This is a genomic window from Endomicrobium proavitum, from assembly GCF_001027545.1.
In the GTDB taxonomy this organism is placed as follows: domain Bacteria; phylum Elusimicrobiota; class Endomicrobiia; order Endomicrobiales; family Endomicrobiaceae; genus Endomicrobium; species Endomicrobium proavitum.
Map to the genome: position 1 here is coordinate 1,349,627 of NZ_CP009498.1, position 23,424 is coordinate 1,373,050.

22 protein-coding genes are annotated in these 23,424 nt (G+C 40.7%); 20 read left to right on the forward strand and 2 right to left on the reverse strand.

Annotation, left to right across the window (positions count from 1 at the left end; all coding sequences use genetic code 11):
- Positions 1-105: 105 nt before the first annotated feature.
- The 4 genes from Epro_RS05765 (at position 106) to Epro_RS05780 (ending at position 4,232) form a co-directional block, all read left to right on the forward strand.
- Positions 106-972, forward strand: coding sequence for a ParB/RepB/Spo0J family partition protein (locus Epro_RS05765; RefSeq protein WP_052571105.1), 867 nt, complete (start codon positions 106-108; stop codon positions 970-972).
- Between the two features lie 218 nt (positions 973-1,190).
- Positions 1,191-2,279 carry a glycoside hydrolase family protein gene (locus Epro_RS05770; protein ID WP_052571106.1) on the forward strand — a complete coding sequence of 363 codons (1,089 nt, stop codon included), beginning with the start codon at positions 1,191-1,193 and terminating at the stop codon, positions 2,277-2,279.
- 117 nt (positions 2,280-2,396) lie between these two features.
- Entirely contained in the window at positions 2,397-2,819 is a 423-nt protein-coding gene (locus Epro_RS05775) for an endonuclease domain-containing protein (RefSeq protein ID WP_082121517.1), read from the forward strand.
- 138 nt (positions 2,820-2,957) lie between these two features.
- Complete coding sequence (locus Epro_RS05780; RefSeq protein WP_052571108.1) at positions 2,958-4,232, forward strand: ATP-dependent DNA helicase; 1,275 nt, start codon at positions 2,958-2,960, stop codon at positions 4,230-4,232.
- Between the two features lie 219 nt (positions 4,233-4,451).
- Here Epro_RS05780 and Epro_RS05785 read toward each other — a convergent pair whose 3' ends face one another.
- On the reverse strand, positions 4,452-5,150 hold the full coding sequence (locus Epro_RS05785) for a HEAT repeat domain-containing protein (RefSeq protein ID WP_052571110.1): 699 nt from the start codon (positions 5,148-5,150) through the stop codon (positions 4,452-4,454).
- 451 nt (positions 5,151-5,601) lie between these two features.
- Between Epro_RS05785 and Epro_RS05790 the strand changes: the two genes are divergently transcribed.
- From Epro_RS05790 to serS, 16 genes are all read left to right on the forward strand, one after another.
- A complete protein-coding gene (locus Epro_RS05790; RefSeq protein ID WP_052571112.1) occupies positions 5,602-6,858 on the forward strand; it encodes a TolC family protein in 1,257 nt (418 codons plus the stop codon).
- Between the two features lie 174 nt (positions 6,859-7,032).
- Positions 7,033-7,950 carry an efflux RND transporter periplasmic adaptor subunit gene (locus Epro_RS05795; RefSeq protein ID WP_052571114.1) on the forward strand — a complete coding sequence of 306 codons (918 nt, stop codon included), beginning with the start codon at positions 7,033-7,035 and terminating at the stop codon, positions 7,948-7,950.
- Between the two features lie 98 nt (positions 7,951-8,048).
- On the forward strand, positions 8,049-8,222 hold the full coding sequence (locus tag Epro_RS07125; RefSeq protein ID WP_158409030.1) for a hypothetical protein: 174 nt from the start codon (positions 8,049-8,051) through the stop codon (positions 8,220-8,222).
- 52 nt (positions 8,223-8,274) lie between these two features.
- A complete protein-coding gene (locus Epro_RS05800; RefSeq protein WP_052571117.1) occupies positions 8,275-10,239 on the forward strand; it encodes an ABC transporter permease in 1,965 nt (654 codons plus the stop codon).
- 169 nt (positions 10,240-10,408) lie between these two features.
- Positions 10,409-10,546: a hypothetical protein gene (locus tag Epro_RS07070; RefSeq protein ID WP_162488594.1), complete on the forward strand. Its 138-nt coding sequence runs from the start codon at positions 10,409-10,411 to the stop codon at positions 10,544-10,546.
- Positions 10,547-10,704: 158 nt separating this feature from the next.
- Complete coding sequence (locus Epro_RS05805) at positions 10,705-11,310, forward strand: outer membrane beta-barrel protein (protein ID WP_052571118.1); 606 nt, start codon at positions 10,705-10,707, stop codon at positions 11,308-11,310.
- A gap of 140 nt (positions 11,311-11,450) precedes the next feature.
- The gene (locus Epro_RS05810; protein ID WP_052571120.1) at positions 11,451-12,011 is read left to right on the forward strand and encodes an outer membrane beta-barrel protein; all 561 of its coding nucleotides are present in this window, start codon (positions 11,451-11,453) and stop codon (positions 12,009-12,011) included.
- Between the two features lie 106 nt (positions 12,012-12,117).
- The gene (locus Epro_RS05815; RefSeq protein WP_052571121.1) at positions 12,118-12,513 is read left to right on the forward strand and encodes a hypothetical protein; all 396 of its coding nucleotides are present in this window, start codon (positions 12,118-12,120) and stop codon (positions 12,511-12,513) included.
- A gap of 34 nt (positions 12,514-12,547) precedes the next feature.
- Positions 12,548-13,030 (forward strand): DUF116 domain-containing protein, encoded by a 483-nt coding sequence (locus tag Epro_RS05820; RefSeq protein WP_052571123.1) that lies wholly within the window; start codon positions 12,548-12,550, stop codon positions 13,028-13,030.
- Between the two features lie 161 nt (positions 13,031-13,191).
- Positions 13,192-14,937, forward strand: a complete 1,746-nt coding sequence (locus Epro_RS05825) for a DEAD/DEAH box helicase (RefSeq protein ID WP_082121518.1) — start codon at positions 13,192-13,194, stop codon at positions 14,935-14,937.
- A gap of 215 nt (positions 14,938-15,152) precedes the next feature.
- A complete protein-coding gene (locus tag Epro_RS05830) occupies positions 15,153-15,533 on the forward strand; it encodes an endonuclease domain-containing protein (protein ID WP_052571125.1) in 381 nt (126 codons plus the stop codon).
- A gap of 518 nt (positions 15,534-16,051) precedes the next feature.
- On the forward strand, positions 16,052-16,273 hold the full coding sequence (locus Epro_RS05835) for an FmdB family zinc ribbon protein (protein WP_052571128.1): 222 nt from the start codon (positions 16,052-16,054) through the stop codon (positions 16,271-16,273).
- 41 nt (positions 16,274-16,314) lie between these two features.
- A complete protein-coding gene (locus Epro_RS05840) occupies positions 16,315-16,854 on the forward strand; it encodes a hypothetical protein (RefSeq protein WP_052571129.1) in 540 nt (179 codons plus the stop codon).
- Positions 16,854-17,330 (forward strand): hypothetical protein, encoded by a 477-nt coding sequence (locus Epro_RS05845; RefSeq protein WP_052571132.1) that lies wholly within the window; start codon positions 16,854-16,856, stop codon positions 17,328-17,330. Before Epro_RS05840 ends, Epro_RS05845 begins: the two co-directional genes overlap by 1 nt.
- Before the next feature lie 61 nt (positions 17,331-17,391).
- Positions 17,392-20,925, forward strand: a complete 3,534-nt coding sequence (locus Epro_RS05850; RefSeq protein WP_052571135.1) for a DNA polymerase III subunit alpha — start codon at positions 17,392-17,394, stop codon at positions 20,923-20,925.
- Positions 20,926-20,943: 18 nt separating this feature from the next.
- Positions 20,944-22,218 (forward strand): serine--tRNA ligase, encoded by a 1,275-nt coding sequence (serS, locus tag Epro_RS05855; RefSeq protein ID WP_052571137.1) that lies wholly within the window; start codon positions 20,944-20,946, stop codon positions 22,216-22,218.
- A gap of 400 nt (positions 22,219-22,618) precedes the next feature.
- On the opposite strand, the gene Epro_RS05860 is transcribed toward serS, so the two are convergent.
- Entirely contained in the window at positions 22,619-23,416 is a 798-nt protein-coding gene (locus Epro_RS05860) for a hypothetical protein (protein ID WP_052571139.1), read from the reverse strand.
- Positions 23,417-23,424 lie beyond the last annotated feature (8 nt).

Below are 23,424 nucleotides of genomic sequence, written 5' to 3' on the forward strand. Positions count from 1 at the left end.
GCGCTTCGTGCTACTTTTCACTTTGTCGTTTACAGTTGTCGCAAATCATTAAAAAACTCAGCATAATAAATATAAAAATTTAAAAATAAAAATCAGGAGACAGTTATGCAAAAGAAGGCTTTAGGACGCGGACTTGAATCTTTAATACCGGGCATTGGCGGGCCAAAAACTTCCACGGGCGAAACGGTTATAACCATACCTTTAAATAAAATAAAACCCAACAGATTTCAGCCGAGAAAAAAGTTTGACAACGCAAAACTTCAGGAGCTTGCAGACTCTATAAATAAGCACGGTCTTGCGCAGCCTATTTTGGTGGCAGCTTCAATAGCTCCGGGCGAATATGAAATTATTGCCGGAGAAAGACGTTTTCGCGCATCCAAGCTTGCCGGCAAAAAAGATATTAAAGCTATTGTAAAAAATGCAGCCGACGATCAGCAAAGATTTGATTTAGCTCTTATTGAAAACATACAAAGAGAAAATTTAGACCCGGTGGAAGAAGCGAGAGCTTTCAAAAGACTCATTGAAGAATTCAACCACACGCACGAGCAAATTGCCGCAACCGTTGGCAAAGAGCGTTCGGTAATTTCAAACAGCTTAAGGCTTTTAACGCTTCCGGACGATGTTCAAGCAATGATAAGCGAAGGCAAAATTTCTGCAGGTCACGGAAGAATGCTTGCCGGCATTGAAGACGCCAACCAATTAAGAGCTCTCGTAGAGCAAATAATTAACGAAAAACTTTCCGTCCGCGCAGTAGAAAGCTTGGTATCAGAGCTAAAACCCGCAACTGGAAAAAAGGCGAAGTCCTCAAAGAAGCAGGAAATTGAGATAGTGAATTTGCAGGAAGAACTGCAAAGAAAACTCGGCACAAAAGTTATTATTTCAGGCAACAGCAAAAAAGGCAAAATAGAAATACGCTACTATTCGCTTGCCGATTTAGAGCGCATAGCCAACGAATTGAAAATAATACTATAATTTGTTAATAAAGTAGGGATTAATTTTTAAAAATTTGCCGCTTTGCAAAAAATATAACAAATTTAATTTAGCAAAATATATTGAAAAATCAATAAGTAATCAGAAATAATATCAATTATGTTAAGTTGCAAAGCCGGACAGCCTCTTCTTGTGCATAAGCTGTGAATAACAGCGCCGCAGGGAGTAAATTTGTATTAAAATAAGAGTGAAGTAACTCTATGAAAAAAATTGTTTGCTTATTTTCAATTGTATTTTTATCTGCTGGGCTTTTTTCTTGTTCCGGCGAACGCGCAAAAAATATTTCCGGCACAGTTTTGCAGGCTGTAAACGCGTATATTGCAAACCGCGCCACAGCCCCTGCGCAAGTTGTTTGGTCTAACGAAAAACTTCTTTTAATTTCAAAAAGTGAAATTAAAGATAAAAAAATTATCATCACCCAAAACAACGGAACGGTTTCTGAATATAAAATAAGGGGCGTGTGTTACGCTCCCGATACTGACGGCGAATTATATTTTCAAGATTATAAAGAAGATATGCCGTTAATAAAAACTTTAAATGCAAACTCTATAAGAACTTATAGACCGTTAGGCGCAAGCGCGGCGGACGGAAGTTTCAGCCATGCAAATACAATAGCAATTTTAGACGAGTGCCTGCGCGAAGGTCTTACCGTTGCGGTCGGTTTTTCTTACGACGACATGGCAGACGGCGGCGCAATGGAAGAATATTTAAGAATGTTCGGCACGCATCCGGCAATACTCATGATTGTTTTAGGCAACGAATACAATTATCATTACGACGAATGGTTTTCAAAAAACGAATGGTTTTCAAGAATTTCTTCCGCAATAAAAATTATAAAAAAATATTCGCCCAACAGAATTATTGCCACGGTTCACGGAGAGCTGCCGTCGCAGGACGAATACAATGAATATGTTAACGCCGGAATAAATCTTATAATGATGAATTTGTACAGAGGCTCAAATTTCGGTTTTGCGCAAGAGAATTGGTATAAACTAACAAATTCAATGCCTTGGGTTGTAAGCGAATTCGGCAGAAGTTCAAAAGACGCAAGCGGCAAGGACACTTCCAAAATACAAACTTCATATTTGCAAACTTTAATACGCGCTTTAGATCAGGGATATTTGTTTACTCTTGTTGACGACCCCGCAAAAGGTTCGGACGAAATCTCACCCAGCATTGGCGCCGAAGACAGCATGGGCGTTTACGATAAAAACAGAACCCCCAAAATTGCCGCCGAAGCCGTCCGTGAAGAATACCGAGCAAAAGAGAAGGCGGGAAACGGCAGGTAAAAAATAATAAGTAATAGGTAACAAGTAATAAGTAAGAAAGAGTAAGGAGTAAGGAACAAAATATTATGAGCTGTCTTTTTTCCCTCGCCCCTTGCGGGAGAGGGTAGGGTGAGGGGTATGCCGTTAACCAAAAGTAATTATTCAAAAGCAAAACACAAAGAATACAGCACCAAAATAAAAACCTTCGCCAAATATAACCGGCAAAATGCAACAGTTGCCGAAAGTAAACTTTGGTACAGATTAAGGCATGATTTTAGAGACTTAAAATTTAGACGGCAGTTTTCAATAAATAATAAATATATAGTTGATTTTGTATGTTTAGAAAAAAGAGTAATCTTAGAAATTGACGGCGGGCAGCATAATGAAAATACACAAGATGCGGCAAGAACAAAATATTTAGAAAAAGAAGGCTTTGAAGTTGTTCGTTTTTGGAATAATGATATTTTAGAAAATATAGATGTTTGCTTAAATGTTATTTACAAAAAACTACATACCCCTCACCCTGCCCTCTCCCGCAAGGGGCGAGGGGTAAATAAGTAGCACCAGTCTGCAGGTTAAGAAGGCGGGAAACGGCAGGTAACAAATAATAGGTAAAAGGTAAGCAACGTCTTTTTGAGTCTTTGCTCACTATCTTACCCGCTGCTTTCCGTGGCGTCAATTCGTAACTAAAATAAAACCATGAACACAGAATTGGAAATAACTAAAGAATTTAAATACGCTTTTGATTTAATATCTAAAACAAACGATTGCGTTTTTGTTACGGGAAACGCCGGCACCGGCAAAACTACTTTTTTGCGATACTATATTTCGCGCGCAGTAAAAAAAACCGTTGTGCTTGCGCCTACGGGCGTCGCGGCGTTAAACGCGGGCGGCGAAACGATTCACTCTTTTTTTAATTTTAAGCCGGACGTTACTCTTTCCAAAATAAAAAAGAAAAAACTTAACGACAAATCCATTTATAAAAAAGTTGAAACAATAATTATAGACGAAGCGTCCATGCTTCGCTGCGATTTATTAGACTGCATAGATAAATTTTTGCGCGCAAACCGCGACGCCCACCGCGAACCTTTCGGCGGCGTGCAAATGGCTTTTATCGGAGATTTGCAGCAGCTTCCGCCGGTTGTAACGCGCGACGAAAATCACATTTTTTCCGGCGTTTACAAATCGCCGTATTTTTTAAGCGCGTATTCTTTAAACGAGTGCATGCTTCACAGCGTGGAACTAAAAAAAGTTTACCGCCAACAGGACGAAACTTTTATCGCTCTTTTAAATTCCGTTCGCAACGGCGTTGCGCAAGAGTCCGAAATTGCCGTTTTAAATTCTAAAGTAAACAAAAATTTTAAACCTTCGCAAATGCCGGTGTATCTTACAACAACAAATAAACGAGCCGCCGAAATAAATCATAAATATCTTTTAGAAATTGCCGCGCCGAAAAATATTTTTACCGCCGAAACGGAAAATATAGACGAAAATTCAAAAGCGCTGCCTGCGGAACATCAACTTGTTTTAAAAAAAGGCGCGCAAATTATGATGTTAAACAACGATCAAAAAAACAGATGGGTTAACGGAAGCATCGGTATTGTTGAAGATATTTCTGCGGACATAAATTCCGACAAACCTTTAATACGCGTTAAATTTCCTAACGGAAGAAGCGAAAACGTAGAACCTTATAAATGGGAACTTTTCAAATACAAATGGAACGACGCGTTAAAACAAATAGAAACCGAAAGCGCCGGTTTTTTTAAACAGTATCCGCTAAAACTTTCGTGGGCTGTAACAATACACAAAAGCCAAGGAAAAACTTTTGAAAACGTAATAATAGACATGGAACGCGGCGCCTTTGCCCCCGGACAATTATACGTAGCATTAAGCCGCGCCACATCTTTTGACGGCATAACCCTCTTAAGACCAATAACCCAAAGAGACATAATCTCCGCAAAAATTAATTTTTAAAATAATTGTTTCACACAAAAAAAGTCCGGACATTCATAATTAATAATGTCCGGACTTTTTTTGTATTTTATATTGTTTTACCCTACCCCGACTATTATCGCGACAAACAGAGTAAGGCAAAGCAGAATTTTGTCATGCTGAACTTGTTTTAGCTTCTATTATTATTTTGCTACGAAAAACAGATGCCAAAACAAGTTCAGATGATAAGTTTTAAATTTTTTATTTCTTCAAAAGCGCTAATGCCGCTGTGGCTTTTGAAATTAAATCGGTATCGCCTGAAGTTAAAAGCGCCGTTAATGAAGTTATGGAATCGGGACCAATCTGCACCAAAGTGTCAAGCGCAAGCTGTCTTAAATTTTTATTTCCTTTTGCAAGAGAAATAAGCTGCGGTATTGCCGATTTGGATTGAGTGCCGAATTTTCCAAGCAGCTCCATAGCGGAAGTTTGCACCGTAGGATTTATGTCTATCAAAAGAGGAATAAGCAAAGAAGGCACGTTTGCGCCGCCGATATTTGCAATTGCCTCAACGGCGTTTCTTTGAACTTTGGAATTTTTGTCTGAAATAAGTTGAATAAGTTGAGGCGTGGCTGCGCTTGCTTTCGGTCCAATTTGCCCTAAAGCAAAAGCCGCGTTTGCCCTTACGTTAGCGTCCGCGCTTGAAAGAAAAGGAATAATTGCCGGCACCGCCTGCGCGCCGTTAGACCCAAGTTTGCCGATAGCTTGTATAGCGCCAAGTCTTACAAGCGCGCTGTCGCTGTTTAACTTTCCTATTAAAATGTTAACAGTTTCCGACCCCGCTGCCATAGAACCTATCGTGTTTGCCGCAACGGAACCGGCATCTTCCCCTGAAGTTGTCGCGCAACCCGTAGCTGCTGCCGCCAAAAACATTCCCAACGCAAAAACGTGAAACTTTTTCATTTAGCATCTCCCAATTTTTCTGTTTGTTAACAACAAAAGATATTAAATAACTTTTTACGCCCAAACGCAAGAAAAAGTTTTGCTTCTTGCCAGTCATTGCAAAATGACAATGCCAACGACAAATACCCCGTCACGCAAGCGCGCCTCCGGTGCGCTCACCCCGTATTACAACCTTACGGGGCAGGCTCGTTTTTGGATTAACATCTTACTTACAAGCGCCCGTTCGTGGCTCGTGCTCCTTATTCGTCGCACACTCACCCCCTTTTAAAAAGGGGAATTAACAACACTTGCTCCTTACTCCTTCCTCCTTTCTACTTTAACAACTTGCCGTTTCTCATCTTTTCACCTTCTCACCCTCCCACCCTCCTGTCATCTGCTTTAGTTGCCGTTCCCCTCTAAAAAAAGTATCATATGCATGCAATAAAATTCTAACGGGGCGCGTTTACTTAATATGAAAAAATTAAATTTTGCAATAATGTTTTTTTTCTTTTTGACCGGTTTTGCCCATGCTGAAAAAGTAACATGGAGCGAAGTTTCCCGTCAAACGCTGGCAACCAGTCCGTCGGTAAAGTCCGCAAAACTAAAACTTGACAATGCGGAACTTGCCTACGACAGAGCCGTTGTCTCTTTTCTTCCCGACGTTTCCGCAAGAGGCGCTTACAGCCGCGGCGAAACGTCCGGAAACAATTTGTCTGAAAATTTTTCTTTAGGTCTTAACGCAACTCTTTCAATCTTTTCAGGTTTTGAAACTTATAACGACGTCCGCCAAAAATCCGCAGATTTAAAAGCTGCAAAAGCAGCTTATAACAGAGCCGTTTCAGACGCGGCTTACGAAGTTGCTTCTCAATACGCCAACCTTATGTGGGCTTACGAAACCGTAGAACTTTCAAAACAAATTCAGGAAAGAAGAACCGAAAATAAAGATATGGTTAAATTAAAATATAATTCCGGAAACGTTGACATCGGCTCGCTAAAAAGAGTTGAAGCCGACGTAGAAACCGCAAATTACGATTTGCGAAAAGCGCAGCGTTATATAGAAACGGCGTCGGCTGCCCTGCTAAAAGCAATAGGCAGAAACGATGAAGTAATTTTAGAAACGGACGAACGTCTTGACGTGCAGGAAGAAACAGTTAAAAAACCAAACTTTAACGAACTGATAAAAAATATTCCCGAATACATCGCCGCCGACTACTCTGCGCAAAGCGCAAAAGCCGCGTCGGCAAAAGCTAAAGGTTCATGGTTTCCAAATATAAGTTTATCCGGCGGAGTTTCGCGCTCCGGAGCAGAATGGTTGCCCGACAGAAAAAGCTGGGACGCAGGCGTATCGGTTTCTTACTCTCTTTTTACGGGCGGCAAACGCATTATAGATATCAATACCGCGTCCAACCAGTCCGAAATTTCGCAGCAGTCTTTTATAAACGCCCAAAACGATTTAAAATCCCGCTCAATAGGAAATTTTAATTCGCTGCTTGATTCGTTTGAAAATATTGCCGTGCGCAAACATTACCTTGCCGCTTCGCAGCAGCAGGCTGAAATTTCCGCAAAAAAATACGTCAACGGACTTTCCACATATCAAGATTGGTATTCCATAGAAAACGATTTTATAAATTCGCAAAAAAGTTTATTAGACGCAAAAAAATCCGCAGCTCTTGAACGCGCCAAGTGGAATAACTTTCTCGGCAAAGATTTTGAAAGTATAAACCGGTGATAGAGATGATAAGAGGTTGAGAGGGTAGGAAGGTAAGTAACGGCGAGTAACAAATAATAGGTAAAAGGTGAAAGACAGCAGAGCCGTTAATTCCCCTTTTGCAAAAGGGGTGCCCGATAGGGCGGGGTATTTTTTTTGTTGCCGTTGACTCGTAATTAACCAAAGGGAAAAAATATGAAAAAAATTTTAATTATTTTAGCGGTTTTAATTGTTGCGGGCGTTGCGGCGTATTTTGTTTTTAAGCCGGCGGTAAACGCAATAGATAAAGAAACAAAACTTACGCAGAGAAATTTAAGCGTTGAGTTTCGCGAAACGGGGTCGGTAAGCCCTAGAAACAGATTGGAAATTAAGCCTCCTTTCGGCGGACGCATAGAAGAAATTTTAGTTAACGAAGGCGATAATGTTAAAAAAGGACAAATTTTAGCGTGGATGAGCTCCAGCGAACGCGCCGCAATGATAGACGCCGCCCGCGCGCAAGGTCAAAAAGAATACGAGAAATGGTCAACAATATATAAGCCCACGCCGGTAGTTTCCCCAATGAGCGGTTTTATAATTTTGCGGCAAAAAGAGCCCGGACAAACCGTAACCGCCTCTGAAGCAATTTTAGTAATGGCGGACGATTTAATAGTGCAATCAAACGTTGACGAAACGGATTTAAGATACATAAAAGTCGGCGGAAAACTTAAAATGTATTTAGACGCATACCCCGACGAAATTTTTGACGGCGTTGTGGAACATATATCTTATGAATCTACCGTAGTCAGCAACGTTACCGTTTACATGATAAAAATTCGTCCGGTAAAAAAACCGCAGGTGTTTAGAGCGGGAATGACAGCCACAATAACAATTACTGCGGAATCTAAAGAAAACGCGTGGAGCGTTCCCAATAATTTTATAACAGACCGCAACGGCAAAAAATTTGTAAACGTTAAAAAAGATAAAAATATTATTGAATCTCGCGAAGTGCAAACCGGCATTACCGACGGCAGATACACAGAAATTGTATCCGGCATTACGCAAGACGATACCATAATAACGGTAAAAACAGCCAAAAACAAAGAAAAATCAAAAACATTTGTAAGCGGAAGATAGAACGGCAGGTAAGAAGTAAGAAGGAGTAAGGAGTAAGGAGTAAGGAGTAAGGAGCAAGGAGCAAGGAGCAAGGAGCAAGGAGCAAGGAACAAAATATTATGAGCTGTCTTTTTTTCCCTCGCCTCCTTGCGGGAGAGGGCAGGGTGAGGGGTATGCCGTTAACCAAAGGTAATTATTCAAAAGCAAAGCACAAAAAATACAACGTCAAAATAAAAACCTTTGCCAAACATAACCGGCAAAAAGCAGAAAATACAGTAAACGCTGCTGTGTAATAACATTTTTAATGATTTTCGGAAATGACGGACAAAGACAACAAGGGATGCCATGAAAGTAATAGAGCTTAAAAATCTTACGAAGACTTATCATTTGGAAAAACTTGACGTGCCGGTTTTGCACGGGATAAATCTTGATATTTATCGCGGCGAATTTGTTGCAATAATGGGCGCGTCCGGCAGCGGGAAGTCCACGCTTTTAAATATTTTGGGGTTGCTTGATAAACCCAGTTCCGGTTCGTTTAAACTTGCCGGTATCGAAGTTTCGCAATATACCGATGACGAGCTTGCCGCGCTTCGCAATCATTATTTAGGGTTTATTTTTCAGCAATTTAATTTGTTGTCAAAACTTACCGCAAAAGAAAACGTTTCGCTTCCTATAATTTACGCAAATTCCAAAGATGAAAAAAAACACGAAGACGCAAAAAAACTTTTAGAACTTGTCGGCCTTGCCGACAGAATGGATCACCGTCCGAATGAAATGTCCGGCGGACAGCAGCAAAGAGTGGCAATTGCGCGTTCACTTATAAACAAACCTCTTATAATTTTTGCCGACGAGCCTACCGGCAATCTTGACACAAAATCCACAAAAGAAATTATACAAATATTAAAAGATTTAAACGCTTCCGGCATAACCATAGTAATGGTTACTCACGAGCCCGAACTTACCGCATACGCCACCCGCACAATAAAAGTGCAGGACGGTTTAATTATTGCGGACGAAACCGCAAAAAAAGTTGAACAAACTTCCGGCGGCAGCCGCGCAAACGTTTACGAGCAAAAAACGTTTTCGCTTTCAAGAATAAAAGATTATTTTGCGCAAGGGTTTCGTTCTTTGGTGGGCAATAAAATGCGTTCGGTGCTTTCAATACTTGGCGTTATGATAGGCGTGGCAAGTTTAATTTCTATGCTTGCCGTGGGCAACGGAGCGCAAAAAGCAATAGCAGAGCAAGTAGAGGGGTTGGGTTCAAACCTGTTAATGGTTATGCCCGGCGCGTCGCAGCGAGGCGGCATTTCTTCCGAAAGCGGCGCAAGGCTGCGGTTGATACCCGAAGATATTGCGGATTTGAAAAAAAACGTGCGCGGTATTGAGGGCATTTCCGGATATGCTTCCGCAAGAGCGCAGGTTGTTGCAAACGGTAAAAATTACAACACCCGTCTTGACGGAGTTTCCGTTGATTATGCAAAAATGAGAAATTCGCAAGTTGAAAGCGGCAGATTTTTTACCGAGGCCGAAAATTTGGAAAGGCAGAGAGTTGCCGTTGTAGGCAAAACAATTATAAAACAAATTTGGGGCGCCGCCGATGTTAACCCTATCGGCGAATACGTTAAAATTAACAGAATAGATTTTCAAATTATAGGCGTGCTTCCCGAAAAAGGCTCAAACGGTTACAGAGATGAGGACGATAAAATTATTGTTCCGCTTAATACCGCAATATATCGCGTTATAGGCACGCAATATTTAAGCAATTTAGACGTTCAGGTTCAGGAAAATGCAGATATGAACGCGGTTGCCGACAATATTACAAAAAGACTTTTATTAACGCACAGAATGCCGGCAAACGCCGAGGACTCCGTGCGCGTGCGCAACATGGCTGAAATTCAGGAAGCTTTAAGCTCTATGGCAAGCTCGTTTTCGCTGCTTTTGGGCGCAATAGCTTTTATAAGTTTGCTCGTCGGCGGAATAGGAATTATGAATATTATGTTTGTTTCCGTTTCGGAGCGCACAAAAGAGATTGGCTTGCGTAAAGCTATCGGCGCAAACAATGCCGATATTTTATTTCAGTTTATAATAGAGTCCATTTTTGTCTGCTGCGCCGGCGGAATAATAGGCATTATTTTCGGCTCCGGCGTTTCTATACTAATAAACCAGCTGGCGGACTGGACAACTTCCATAACCGCATTTTCCGTAATTTTAGCTTTCTGCTTTTCCGCAGTTACAGGCCTTCTTTTTGGCGTATGGCCCGCAAGAAAAGCCTCGCTGTTAAATCCTATAGATGCATTAAGACATGATTAAAAAGCAAGTAGAAAGTAGAAAGGAGTAAGGAGCAAGTAAAAGAATAAAAACAACAACTTGCTCCTTTCTGCTTTCTACTTACTACTTTCATAAGTTCTCATTGTTTTCTTCAAACAGCTGTGCTATACTAATGAAGCGTCGTTTGTTATGTTGAAAAAGGGATAAGCAAATGAACAGACAGACAGACAGACAGACAGACAGACAGACAGACAGACAGACAGACAGACAGACAGACAGACAGACAGACAGACAGACAGACAGACAGACAGACAGACAGACAGACAGACAGACTCTCTTCGTCTATTAACTTTTGCCGTAAACGGCAAAATAAACAATATATTTCATTTTAAACTTGTTCGGTTAGCTAAATAACCAAGCAGGTTTTTTTTGTTTAGCAGCAAACTGCGTAAAACCAAAATAACGGGATTATCCCGAAAACGAGATTATCTCGAAAAGGAGCAACACATGAAGAAATTAGTATTAGCGGCATTAGCGGTTGCAGTAATGGCAAGCGCATCTTTTGCGTCAAGCGGAGCAGATTTGAATTTGAAATTAGGTTTACAGGCAGCAGGGAATTTAAACAGCGCAGATTATTCTGCGATGCTAAATAGGCAGGGGTTTAATACCGGCAATAATATCGGCACAAATTTAGGGCTTGGTTTTGCGGCAGAATTTTTATTTCCCGTGTCAAACGAAGTAAAAATCGGACCTGCGCTTGGAATTGAGTTTGCAAGAGATTTAGATTTAGACTTCGTGTCCGGAGCCGGCATATCTTTTAGCTTTATTCCGATTTATGTAACAATAGAAATAAGTCCCATAAGTTCCATTAAAGAACTTTTCCTTAAAGGTAATTTCGGATATAACGTTGCAACGGAAACCGGCTATAACCAATTAATAAGTATATCAAATTCGTTTGGCGGGTTATATTACGGAATTGGCGCAGGCTATAATTTCCCGAACGGTTTTGTTATTGATGTTCTTTACAGCTGGAATAAGTGGTCTGACGATTTTGACGGTAAAGCAACTTACAGCAAACTCGGCATTGAAATCGGCTACAAAATTGCTCTTTAATATTTAACAATATTACGCAGCGCAAAATTGTCTTACCCCCTCTCCCCGAACGGTAACCGTGTTCGGGGAGTTTTGTTTGACTGCGATAATATTAAAGTGTATAATTTTATCGCGATGTTAAATCTCCTTGGGAGGCGGCAATGAAAAAGTTAGTATTGGCGGCGTTAGCGGTTGTTGTGTTGGCGGGTTCGGCGTTGGCAGATTTTAATTTAAGATTAGGCGTAGATTTTGCAGGCGCGGTTGACGCTGTAAAAAATAAAAAAATGGATACAGGCTTCACTGTCGGCGTGGAGCAAACTTTCGGACTTATTCCAAAGCTTGAAGTTGGACTTGGCGCGGAGATTTTAATTCCAAGAAAGTATGCAGATGCAAAAGGCGCAAGCACTTATTTGCCGCTTTATTTGACGGTTAAAGCAAACCCTATACTTACGGCTCCCGGAGTGTTCTTCAAAGGCAACGTAGGTTATAACGTTCTTGCTCTTCAGGCCGATATCAGCTCCGACTTTGGCGGCAGCGCAGGGTTAAGCGGCGGCATGTATTACGCTTTAGCCGCAGGTTACGAACTTCCGCTCGGCCTGTTTTTTGACTTAACTTACGCAATTTATAATTCCGAATTAACTTCAGTTAATGTAAATAACATTATAGGCAACAAAGGTTCCAGCTATTCAACTCTTCGTTTGAACGCGGGTATAAAACTTTAAACAATATTTGAAACACGCAAAAACCTCCGCTTGTAAAAATGCAAGCGGAGGTTTTTTATTTGCAAATTTTGTATAATTTAACCATACTAATAAAAGCGGAGGGCATATGCGGAAGTTATTAACGGTTTTTGCCTTGGCAGTATTTTTTGCAAGTATAGGTTTTGCGCAGGAAGAAGCGGTAAAGAATCTTCAACTTAACGCGCGTCCAAACGAAAACATCTTTAACCCAAATAATGAACACAAGCTCTCTGAAAAATTGTCTGTTTATACGCAGGTAGAAAATACCCCTGTAAAGATTCCATCTCAAATTTCAATAAGTAATCCGATCGGCAAAAGTGAAAAAGAGGGCGTTTCCATTTCTCTTACCGCCGAAAATGATTCTGCGGTAACCGGCACAACTTTTAGCCGCGATCAATATCATTATACAAACACAAATTTTTTAGAACCGCACGACGCTTCAAAAGCAAAAGTCGGTTTTACGATTAATCTTAATAAAAAATAAATTTTTAATCGGTATTCGGTGTAAAAATAACGCTATGAAATTATGCAAATTCCCCAAAAAAAGCAAAGAAGAAATCTATAAAATTCAGGCAGAAAAACAGAACAAAGCTAAAAGCAAAAAGTTTGCAGCCGTGCCTTTTGATAAGCGTATAGTTTTTGTTCCGCACTGCATGAGAAAAACATCGGTCTGCACCGCCGTTGAAAAAGACAGTTATTACATTTGCGGCCGTTGCGGAGCCTGCAAAATAAATAATATTGTAGAAATTGCCAAACGGTTAGGTTATAAAGACATTTTCATTTTAAAAGGCGGCCGCGCAATAGAAAAAATTATTGCCGCGCAAAAACCTCTTGCAATAGCGGGCGTTGCGTGCTACTTTGAGGGAGCGCAAGCATTTCAAATGCTAAACGGCAAACCCGTCTCCGTTCAATTTGCCCCCCTAACAAAAGACGGCTGCGCCGATACCGACACAGATTTAAACGTAGTTGAGCGGGTTTTGTCGCAAAGAGCGATAAAATAGATGGCGAGAAGTTGAGAAACGGCAGGTAACAAATAATAGGTAAAAGGTAAGCAACGTCTTTTTGAGTCTTTACTTACCCTCTGCCTAAAGCGTTAATATTCAAATATAAAAATCAGCACATAAAAGACATGCTATAAAAATAGATGTCTTTAAAGGAAAATATGACAACATTAAAATTTACAGAGCTGGGATTATCTCACGAAATACTTAAAGCGGTTGAAGATTTAAGTTTTGAAGAAGCCACGCCCATTCAAACTCTTTCCATTCCTAAAATTATGGAAGGCAAAGACATTATCGGGCAGGCGCAAACCGGCACCGGCAAAACCGCGGCATTTGGTATTCCCGCGCTTGAAAAAACGGATATAAAAAACAAAGCCGTGCAAACAATAATTTTGTGCCCCACAAGAGAGCTTGCAATTCAGGTTTGCGAAGAGCTTAAACTTTTTTCAAAATATAAACGCGGCGTAAATATAGTGCCTGTTTACGGCGGACAGCCCATAGGCAGACAGATGATGGCTCTTTCTAAAGGCGCGCAAATAGTAGTTGGCACTCCCGGCAGAGTTATAGACCACATAGAAAGAAAAACGTTAAAACTTGACGCGGCAAAACTTGTAGTTTTGGACGAAGCCGACGAAATGTTAGACATGGGTTTCAGAGACGACATAGAGCTTATTTTGAAAAATCTTCCGCAGCAGCATCAAACGGTTTTTTTCTCCGCCACAATGCCGAAAGAATTTTTATTTCTTACAAAAAAATATCAAACGCAGCCGGAAACAATAAAAGTTGTCAGCGAAAAACTTACGGTGCCTTTAATAGAACAATATTATTTTGACATTCGCGAACACCAAAAACTTGAAGCTCTTACAAGATGCCTTGATATGTACGACCCCAAACTTTCGCTTGTTTTCTGCAACACAAAAAGAAAAGTTGACGAAGTTACGTCGTCGTTGCAGGCAAGAGGCTACGCCGCGGACGCAATTCACGGCGATATGAACCAGTCGCAAAGAGACAGAGTTATGGCAAAATTCAGAAGCGGCGCAATAGAGCTTCTTATAGCTACCGACGTAGCCGCGCGCGGCATAGACGTTGACGATATTGACATGGTTTTCAATTATGACGTGCCTAAAGACGATGAAGATTACGTCCACAGAATAGGCAGAACCGGAAGAGCGGGCAGAACCGGCAAATCTTACACTTTCGTTTCCGGAAAAGATATTTTTAAACTGCGCGATATTCAACGCTACACAAAAGTAAATATTAAAAGAACAAACGTTCCGTCGCTTGCCGACGTGGAAAATATAAAAACCACAATGCTTCTTGAAAAAGTTAAAAGTTTTCTTAAAGAAAAAGACACCGAAAAATATGTGGGAATGGCGGAGTCTTTAATTTCCGACGACGTTACTTCGTTAGACGTTGCGGCTGCGCTTTTAAAAATGGCGGTTGCGTCCGAACAAAAAGAACAGAAAGAAAAAGCGGACGTGTTTTCCGCCAAAAAAAGCGAAGGTTATAGCAAAGGCTATTCCAACACCGGCGCAAGAGACCACGGCATGACAAGATTGTTTATTAATATCGGCAAAAAAGATAACGTTCGCGCCGGAGACTTTGTTGGCGCAATAGCGGGCGAAGCCGGCATAAGAGGCGACGCCGTGGGAAACATTAAAATTTTAGAAGCGTTCTCTTTTGTTGAAGTCCCTACTGAAAATGCAGACGACGTAATAAACGCATTAAACGCAAGCAATATAAAAGGCAAAAGAGTAAACGCAGAACCCGCCAAAGAAAGCGATTCTTCCGGCGACCGCGGCGACAGCCGCGCAAAGTTTAACAGATATTCCAAAGGTTCCTCATCAAGCTACGGCAACAAAAAAAGAAGCGGCAGCAGCTACGAAGATTTTGCAAAAAGAAGATAGATAACAGCAAGTAACAAATAATAAGTAATAGGTAAAAGGTAACAAACAGCAGTTCCGTTAATTCCCCTTTAGAAAAAATATATGGTAAGAGGTTAAGAGGGTAAGAAGGTAAGAAACGACAAGTAATAAAGAATAGGTAAAAGGTAACAAACAGCAGAGCCGTTAATTCCCCTTTTGCAAAAGGGGTGGCAGGCAAAGCCTGCCGGGGTATTTTGATGTCAATATTACATTACAATAGCAAACTAAAACAGACTTCGCGCAATTTAAGAAAAGCAGGAATTTTGCATGAAGTTTTACTTTGGCAGCAACTGAAATCTAAAAAATTAAACGGATTAAATTTTACCCGCCAAAAAGTAATAGGCAGTTATATAGTTGATTTTTATAACGCGGCAAATAAAATTGTTATTGAAATAGACGGACATTCGCATGATAATAATGATAAACATGCGAAGGATATTTTAAGAGATAAATATTTAAGAAATTTAGGAATAAAAGTTATACGCATAACGGCAAAAGATGTTTTGCAGAATATAAACGGTGTTGTTGAGTTGTTAAAGCAAGAAACAAAGACAGAAATACCCCGTCAAGGTCGTTGACCTTGCCACCCCTTTTGCAAAAGGGGAATAATACATGGGAAAAAGTTTGAAGTTAATATCAGAAAAATAAAAATGCCTTGTAGTTAATCCCCTTTTTTTAAGGGGTGAGTGTGCGACCAATAAGAAGCATTAGCCACAAACGGGCGCTTGTAAATAAGATGTTAATCCAAAAACGAGCCTTCCCCGTAAGGTTGTAATACGGGGTAAAATAGATGGTAAGAGGCTGAGAAGGTAAGAAGGTAAGTAACGGCAAGTTGTTAAAGTAGAAAGTAGGAAGGAGTAAGGAGCAAGTGTTGTCAATTCCCCTTTTGCAGAAATAGATGGTAAGAGGTTGAGAAGGTAAGTAACGGCGAGAAAAAGTAGTAAGTAATAGTTAAAAAGGTAGGAAACAACAGAGGCGTTAATTCCCCTTTTATAAAAGGGGTGGCAAGGTCAACGACCTTGACGGGGTATTTAGTCTTTGTCGTTAATTCCACTTTTCACTCTTCACTTTTAACTTTGCATATCTAAGGGGTTTTATGCCTTTGTTTGAATTTGTTTGTAATAAGTGCAATAGAAAATTTGAGACGCTGGTTTTAAGCGGCGATGAAAAAATAGAGTGTCCGGAATGTAAAAACGGCGAAGTTACAAAACAGTTTTCGCTTTTTTCTGCGGCTTCAAATGCCGCGCCGTCTTGCGGCACTGCGGATTATTGTCCGTCAAAAACAAAACACAAATGTTCCGGCGGTTGTTGCCGCTGAGTTAAGGCAATTGAAAATTAAGAATTGAGAATTACAACTATATGGATAGAATAGAAAATAAAGTTTTTCCTCCTCTTGCCGTTATAACGGCTATAACAATAATAAGCTGCGTTTACGAATCTTTTATAAACCGTTTTAGTTTTGGCGCGCTTTTAAATATTGCGCTTTATATTTTGGTTGTAATGTTGTGTTATATCTGCGTTTTAAAAATATATAAACATTACACGGCAGCTTTTGTTGCCGCGTTTTTTTTAGCAATAGCGCCCAACTTTGTTAATATTTTTAGCGTAAATCCCGTAACTTTTGCGTCTTTTATTTTAGCGTTGTGGTCTATAGCGGTTTACACGCTTACGGATTCTTCAGGGCTTAAGCACAATCAGGCAAAAATTTATTTTATTTTTTCCGTTATTTTGTATGCGGCGTCGCTTGCTTTGTCGTCGTATCCGGTTTTGGCGCCCGTAATACTTTTAGCTTATGAAATTATAAGTAAAGACGATGTTCAAACCGCATCAAAACGTCTTATACCTTTTACGGCGCTGGCTCTGATTTATATTGTTTTAAAAGTCGCCGGACTTTACTGATGAAAAATAAAGTTTTGTTGTTAATCTTATTTTTTTGCGCTATAACTTTTTGCTCGTGCGGCGGCGCGGTAAAAAAACCGCTGCGCTGCAATTTAGACGCAATTGCGGAACTTAAAGACAGAAATATTTCTCTTCCCAACAAAAGCGCAAACGAAATAGATAATTATTTAAAAACTTCCCCGGTTTGGAAACTTATAGCGCGTATGAAAGGCAAATTAGACCACGGCGCCGCATACATTGCCGCAAAAAGCAGAAAAGCGATAGTTGTTACGTATAATTCTCACAGCGCGCGCAGCGGACACGTTGCGGTAGTTTCCGGAAAAAAACAAATGGCTTACAGCAACAGTTTTAAAGCGCAAGTCCCGTATGCATGGGGCAGCGTAAACGGCGAAGATCCGCAGTTAACTTTGTTATCGCTGCAGTTTGCCGCCGATAAAGAGCCTCAAATGAATTATTATGTTTATGTCGGGGAATAAATAGCCGCGAAGTTGTCGCCTCAACGTCTGTATAGCCGCATCGTAAAAATTGGGAAAAATTATGGCAGAGTTTGTTCATCTTCACAATCATACCGAATATTCGCTTCTTGACGGGGCATGCCGTTTAACCGACGACAGAGGAAACCCCGGAGAGCTTTTTAAATTAATAGCCAACGAATACAAAATGCCTGCGCTTGCAATAACCGATCACGGCAATATGTACGGCGCAATGGAATTTTACGGCGCGGCAAAAGCAAGCGGCATAAAACCTATAATAGGTTGCGAAGTATATGTTGCTCCGAAATCTCGTTTTTCAAGAACCATAGATAAAAATTCCGACGACGGCGGCAATTACAACCATTTAACTTTGCTGGCAAAAGATTTTAAAGGCTATCAAAATTTAATGCACATAGTCAGCGTAGGTTTTACGGAAGGTTTTTATTATAAACCGCGCGTGGACAAAGAAGTTTTAAAAAAATATTCCAACGGAATAATTGCGCTGTCGGGCTGTCTTGCCGGCGAGGTGGCTTCATTTTTGCTTAAAGGCAATAAAGAAAGAGCGCTTAAAGCGGCGGGCGAGTATCGCGATATTTTCGGCAAAGATAATTTTTACATAGAAGTTATGGACAACGGTCTTGAAGACCAGCAAAAAATAATTCCGGATTTAATAGAACTTTCAAAAAAAACCGATATCCCTCTTGTGGCAACAAACGATTGTCATTTTTTGCGCAAAGAAGACGCCGCAATCCACGATATTCTTCTTTGCATCGGCACCGGCAAAACGTTAAACGACGTTAACAGAATGCGTTTTGATTCGGATTTGTTTTTTTACCGCAGCGCCGAAGATATGGCTAAAACTTTTTCATATCTTCCCGAAGCTTTAAAAAATACCTTGGAAATTGCCGAAAAAACAAATTTAGAAATAAAAACAGACCAGCTTCTTTTGCCGCAGTTTCCCGTGCCGCAGGGCTTTGCCTCAGACAGTTTGTATCTTGAAAAACTTTGCCGCGACGGACTTGCGCGAAGATATAAAACCGTAACGCCCGAGCACGAGGCTCGTTTAAAACACGAGCTGGGCGTAATAAATAAAATGGGTTTTGCGTCTTACTTTTTAATAGTTTCCGATTTCATAAAGTTTGCAAAAGATAACGGCATTCCCGTAGGGCCGGGAAGAGGTTCGGGCGCGGGCGCCATGGTGGCTTACACTTTAGGCATAACCGATATTTGTCCTTTAAAATACGGACTTCTTTTTGAGAGATTTTTAAATCCCGACAGACGTTCAATGCCGGACTTGGATATAGATTTTGCGGATTTCGGACGCGACAGAGTTATAGAATACGTGCGCAAAAAATACGGCGAAGAAAAATGCGCGCAGATTATAACTTTCGGCTCCATGCAGGCGCGTCTTGTAATTAAAGACGTTGCGCGCGTTATGGGTTTTACGCCCGCGGAATCAAATAATATTGCAAAACTTATTCCGTTTAACTCAAGCATTGCCGAAGCGTTACAAACTTCTTCGGATTTGGTTAAACTTATAAAAGCCGACGAGCGCGTTGCAAAACTTATAACGGCGTCGCAAAAACTTGAAGGCTTAAAAAGACACACCGGCGTTCACGCGGCGGGCATGGTTATTGCAAACGAAGAAATAACAAATTATTCTCCTCTTGCCAAAGGCGCAAAAGACGTTATCACAACGCAGTATGACGGCGTTGTGCTTCCGAATTTAGGTCTTTTAAAAGTAGATTTTTTAGGTCTTAGAACGCTTACAATTATAGACGACGCCGTAAAATTAATAAAAGCAAAAAATCCGTCGTTTAATATTGACGGCATTTCTCTTGAAGACAAAAAAACTTACGAACTTCTTGCCGAAGCAAAAACGCTCGGCGTGTTTCAGCTTGAAAGCAAAGGCATGCGCGACTTAATGAGAAAGCTGAAAGCTTCAAGCATTGACGACATAATAGCGCTGATAGCTCTTTACCGTCCGGGACCTATGGGCTCGGGCATGCTTGACGATTTTGTAAACCGCAAACACGGCAGAACAAAAGTAGTTTACGACCATTCTCTGCAGGAGCCCATACTAAAAGACACTTACGGCGTAATTTTGTATCAGGAACAGGTAATGAAAATTTCCGTAGAGCTTGCGGGCTTTACTCCCGGCGAGGCGGACTCTTTACGCAAAGCCATGAGCAAAAAAATTCCTGAAGTTATTGAAAAATTGCGCGACAAATTTATTGACGGCGCGCGCGCTAAAAACGTTGACAAAAAAACAGCCGAAAAAGTTTTTGACGATATAGTAAAATTTGCGGGATACGGATTTAATAAATCGCATTCGGCCGCATACGGCGTTGTATCGTATCGCACGGCGTATCTTAAAGCCAACTATCCGCTTGAATATATTACCGCCCTTTTAAATTCGGAAATAGGGCGTTCCGCGGTTAAAGATAATGAAGAAAGCAAACTTGTTATGTATCTTGAAGACGCGCAAGCGTTCGGCATAAAAATTTTGCCGCCAAGCATTCAACTGTCGGCGGGACACTTTAAAATGGAAAACGGCAACATACGTTTTGGGCTGCTTGCGGTAAAAAACGTGGGCGAAGGCGTTACCGATGCCGTAGAACGCGCAAGAATTGAAAACGGAAAATTTAAAGAGTTTACGGACTGGGACGATTTTTTAAACAGAATAGATTTGAAATCAATAAATAAAAAAGCTCTTGAAAGTTTTACAAAAGCGGGCGTGTTTGATTCTTTTGCGCAAAAAGGCGAAGATAAATTATTAATACGCGCGTCTATTCTTGCAAGCATAGATTCGTCGGTGGACAGAGCCGCAAAAATAAGGCAGGATAAAGAATCCGCGCAGGGTTTTTTGTTTGACTCCGCCGACACCATAAAACAAAAAAGTTCAATTCAAAAAGCCAAGCCGCTTGATCAATTTGAAGCGCTTGAATATGAAAAAGAAGTTTTAGGTTTTTATCTTTCGGGGCATCCTCTTACGCCGAGAAAAAGAGAAATAATCGCTTATTCAAATTACAGATTAGATTCTCTTCCCGTTCCCAAAGAAAACGTTGACATAAAAGACGCGCAAATTATCCGCATAGCCGGAATGATTGCTTCCGTAAAAAAGTTTATTTCAAAAGCAAAGAAAGAGCCATATGCAAAATTTAAAGTTGAAGATTTACACGGCAACGTGGAAGTTATACTGTTTCCCAAGGCCTATGAAAGATATCAAGACTATCTTACGCAAAACAACGTTGTCGTTATAAAAGGACGCCTTATGGGCGCCGAAGGTCAGTGCGAAATTATAGTTGAAGAAATGATGACAATAGACGAGGCAAAAAAGAAATTTCCTCCCAATTGCGGCGAGGTGCACGTAAAACTTTCCACCACAAGATACGATGACGATTTAAATGCCGCGCTGTCTGAAATTTTCAATCGGCACAAAGGCAAAGCGAAAGTTTTTTTTGATTTGGAAGACGAAGTTCACGGAAGTTATATCGTGGAAACTCAGCACCTTGCGGACTGCTGCGACAAATTTATAGACGACATAGAAAAAGCAATAGGCTCAAAAGATATAGTAGAGCTTCATTACGCATCATAAAATATACCGGAGAAAACGATGTTAGACATTAAAGTTATCAGAGATGACGTCCAGAAAGTTACAAAAGCCATGCAGTCAAGAAATCAGAACATAAATTTTGACATTCTGCTTGGGTGGGATGACGAAAGAAAAACCGTTATAACGCAAACCGAACAAATGAGGCTTAAAAGAAATCAGGAGTCCGAAGAGATAGGCAAGCTTAAAAGAGCCGGCAAAGAGCCGTCTGCGGAGCTTCTAAGCGAAATTAACGAGCTTAGAGATAAAATCCAGCAGCAGGAAAAACATCTTCTCTCAATAGAAAGCCGTATTGAAGATTTTTTACTTAGCGTGCCCAATATTCCCGACGAAAGCGTTCCCGTCGGCAAGGACGAAAAAGACAACAAAGTTGTCCGCGTTGTCGGCGAGCCTGCGAAACTTTCTTTCAAAGCCAAACACCACTGGGAGATAGGCGAAAATCTCGGAATACTTGATTTTGAAGCCGCTTCAAAAATATCCGGCTCAAGATTTGCGGTTTTAAAAAACGAGGGCTGCGCTCTTGAAAGAGCGATAATAAGTTTTTTCTTAGACGAGCACAAGAAAAAAGGTTACGGCGAAATAATGACGCCGTATCTTGTAAACCGCTTGTCTATGAGAGGCACGGGGCAGCTTCCGAAATTTGCGGAAGAAGCGTTTAAGTGCGCCGACGACGATTTGTATTTAATTCCTACGGCGGAAGTTCCGGTAACAAATATTTACAGAGAAGAAGTTTTGGAAGAAAGCGGTCTTCCTAAAAAATATGTTTCTTACTCGGCGTGTTTCAGGCGAGAGGCGGGCTCTTACGGCAAAGATACGAAAGGGCTTATAAGAAATCACCAGTTTAATAAAGTGGAACTTGTAAAATTTGTCCGTCCGGAAGATTCCATGCAGGAGCTTGAATCTCTTGTTGCCGACGCGGGAAACGTTTTAGAAAAACTCGGACTTGCTTACAGAGTGTCTCTTCTTTCAACCGGCGACACAGGCTTTTCATCGTCTAAAACTTACGATCTTGAAGTGTGGCTTGCCGGCGACGGCGCTTACAGAGAAATTTCGTCATGCTCTAACTTTAAAGATTTTCAGGCAAGAAGAATGAATATAAAATATAAAAATGCGGCGACCAAAAAAAGAGATTTTCTCCACACGCTCAACGGTTCCGGCGTGGCGGTAGGCAGAACTTTTGCGGCGATACTTGAAAACTTTCAAACAGAAGACGGCAGCGTGGTTGTTCCCGAAGCGCTTCGCAAGTACACGGGGTTTGATATAATAGTTAAAAAGTAAACGTCTTCAAGCTGCCGCCTTGCAGAACTTTGTCGCGGCGTAGGGACGAAGCCCCAAAGGCGAACGCGAAATACTTTAAGCAGATAATAATGATAAATGGAAAATAAAAAAACAGCCTTTTTTCAAGAGGCTGTTTTTTTATAGAAACTTTTTAGATAAACTTATTTTTTCTTTTTTACAACTTTCTTTTTTGCAACAACTTTTTTCTTCGCCGCTTTCTTTACAACTTTCTTCTTTACTGCTTTTTTAGTTGCTTTCTTTTTTGTGCATCCGCAAGCCATTGTAGGCTCCTTTTGCCTTTCGGCGGTTTTTTAATTCCGCAAGCAACGCGGAACTTTTTATCTCACATCTAAATTAAATTAAAAAAATAAATAAATTGCAATAGTTTTTTTAAAATTTTTTATTTTTTCAAATCCGAAGGATTCTCTCTCGGAGGCATTTTTATGCTTTTCATTGTAAATAAACCGGATACAATTGCGCCGACAAAGTATATTGCCCAGACATAAGTGTAATATCTTCCGAACACAACCGTAACTCCGGCGGCAATAAATGAAACCGCAAAAACAATAAGACTTACTTCAAGATATTTCCATTTCAGCGGCATTAAATTATAAATGTTGGCAAGTTGATAATTGTGTCTTCTGTGACGTACGTATGCCGCCGCCAGAAGCAAAAACCCGACGGGAGAAATAAATTGGCATATTAAATGTATAGCCACAATTTGACCTGCCGGCGCGCCGTTTGCAAACCATATGGGGTCGTAAATTTTTATTATTCCCCACGAGTAAAGCAGTTTTGAACCGTCAACGGCAAGCGTATTTAACAAAACAAAAATTATTCCCATTAAAGCGCCCAATGCGTAAGCCGCAAATTTTGACGAGCGGGGCGCGCCGCTTGGCGTTGGCACCCAGTGAAAAATTGCCACAAGTATTGACGGCGCAATAACGGCCATCAAAAAAAACTGTCTTAAACAATTAACTATTAAAGGCATCGGGTGAGGCCCTAAAAAATTCTGAAGAGGGCGGGTAATAAAATAAATCCCAAAAAGTATAAACGCGCCCGCCATTTTTTTAAAACCTATTTCGCCAAACATCATGGCGCGGTATTTTCCCGTTTGTTGAACCAAAAACGCCATAAAAAAATATATAAGCCCCGTCAATACGGGCAAAAAAAACGTTATTAAAAAATCACTTTTCATAAAACCCC

Coding starts and splice junctions, on each gene's coding strand:
- Epro_RS05765 (WP_052571105.1), top strand. CDS start 106: ATGCAAAAGAAGGCTTTAGGACGCGGACTTGAATCTTTAATACCGGGC.
- Epro_RS05770 (WP_052571106.1), top strand. CDS start 1,191: ATGAAAAAAATTGTTTGCTTATTTTCAATTGTATTTTTATCTGCTGGG.
- Epro_RS05775 (WP_082121517.1), top strand. CDS start 2,397: ATGCCGTTAACCAAAAGTAATTATTCAAAAGCAAAACACAAAGAATAC.
- Epro_RS05780 (WP_052571108.1), top strand. CDS start 2,958: ATGAACACAGAATTGGAAATAACTAAAGAATTTAAATACGCTTTTGAT.
- Epro_RS05785 (WP_052571110.1), bottom strand. CDS start 5,150: ATGAAAAAGTTTCACGTTTTTGCGTTGGGAATGTTTTTGGCGGCAGCA.
- Epro_RS05790 (WP_052571112.1), top strand. CDS start 5,602: ATGAAAAAATTAAATTTTGCAATAATGTTTTTTTTCTTTTTGACCGGT.
- Epro_RS05795 (WP_052571114.1), top strand. CDS start 7,033: ATGAAAAAAATTTTAATTATTTTAGCGGTTTTAATTGTTGCGGGCGTT.
- Epro_RS07125 (WP_158409030.1), top strand. CDS start 8,049: ATGAGCTGTCTTTTTTTCCCTCGCCTCCTTGCGGGAGAGGGCAGGGTG.
- Epro_RS05800 (WP_052571117.1), top strand. CDS start 8,275: ATGAAAGTAATAGAGCTTAAAAATCTTACGAAGACTTATCATTTGGAA.
- Epro_RS07070 (WP_162488594.1), top strand. CDS start 10,409: ATGAACAGACAGACAGACAGACAGACAGACAGACAGACAGACAGACAG.
- Epro_RS05805 (WP_052571118.1), top strand. CDS start 10,705: ATGAAGAAATTAGTATTAGCGGCATTAGCGGTTGCAGTAATGGCAAGC.
- Epro_RS05810 (WP_052571120.1), top strand. CDS start 11,451: ATGAAAAAGTTAGTATTGGCGGCGTTAGCGGTTGTTGTGTTGGCGGGT.
- Epro_RS05815 (WP_052571121.1), top strand. CDS start 12,118: ATGCGGAAGTTATTAACGGTTTTTGCCTTGGCAGTATTTTTTGCAAGT.
- Epro_RS05820 (WP_052571123.1), top strand. CDS start 12,548: ATGAAATTATGCAAATTCCCCAAAAAAAGCAAAGAAGAAATCTATAAA.
- Epro_RS05825 (WP_082121518.1), top strand. CDS start 13,192: ATGACAACATTAAAATTTACAGAGCTGGGATTATCTCACGAAATACTT.
- Epro_RS05830 (WP_052571125.1), top strand. CDS start 15,153: ATGTCAATATTACATTACAATAGCAAACTAAAACAGACTTCGCGCAAT.
- Epro_RS05835 (WP_052571128.1), top strand. CDS start 16,052: ATGCCTTTGTTTGAATTTGTTTGTAATAAGTGCAATAGAAAATTTGAG.
- Epro_RS05840 (WP_052571129.1), top strand. CDS start 16,315: ATGGATAGAATAGAAAATAAAGTTTTTCCTCCTCTTGCCGTTATAACG.
- Epro_RS05845 (WP_052571132.1), top strand. CDS start 16,854: ATGAAAAATAAAGTTTTGTTGTTAATCTTATTTTTTTGCGCTATAACT.
- Epro_RS05850 (WP_052571135.1), top strand. CDS start 17,392: ATGGCAGAGTTTGTTCATCTTCACAATCATACCGAATATTCGCTTCTT.
- serS (WP_052571137.1), top strand. CDS start 20,944: ATGTTAGACATTAAAGTTATCAGAGATGACGTCCAGAAAGTTACAAAA.
- Epro_RS05860 (WP_052571139.1), bottom strand. CDS start 23,416: ATGAAAAGTGATTTTTTAATAACGTTTTTTTTGCCCGTATTGACGGGG.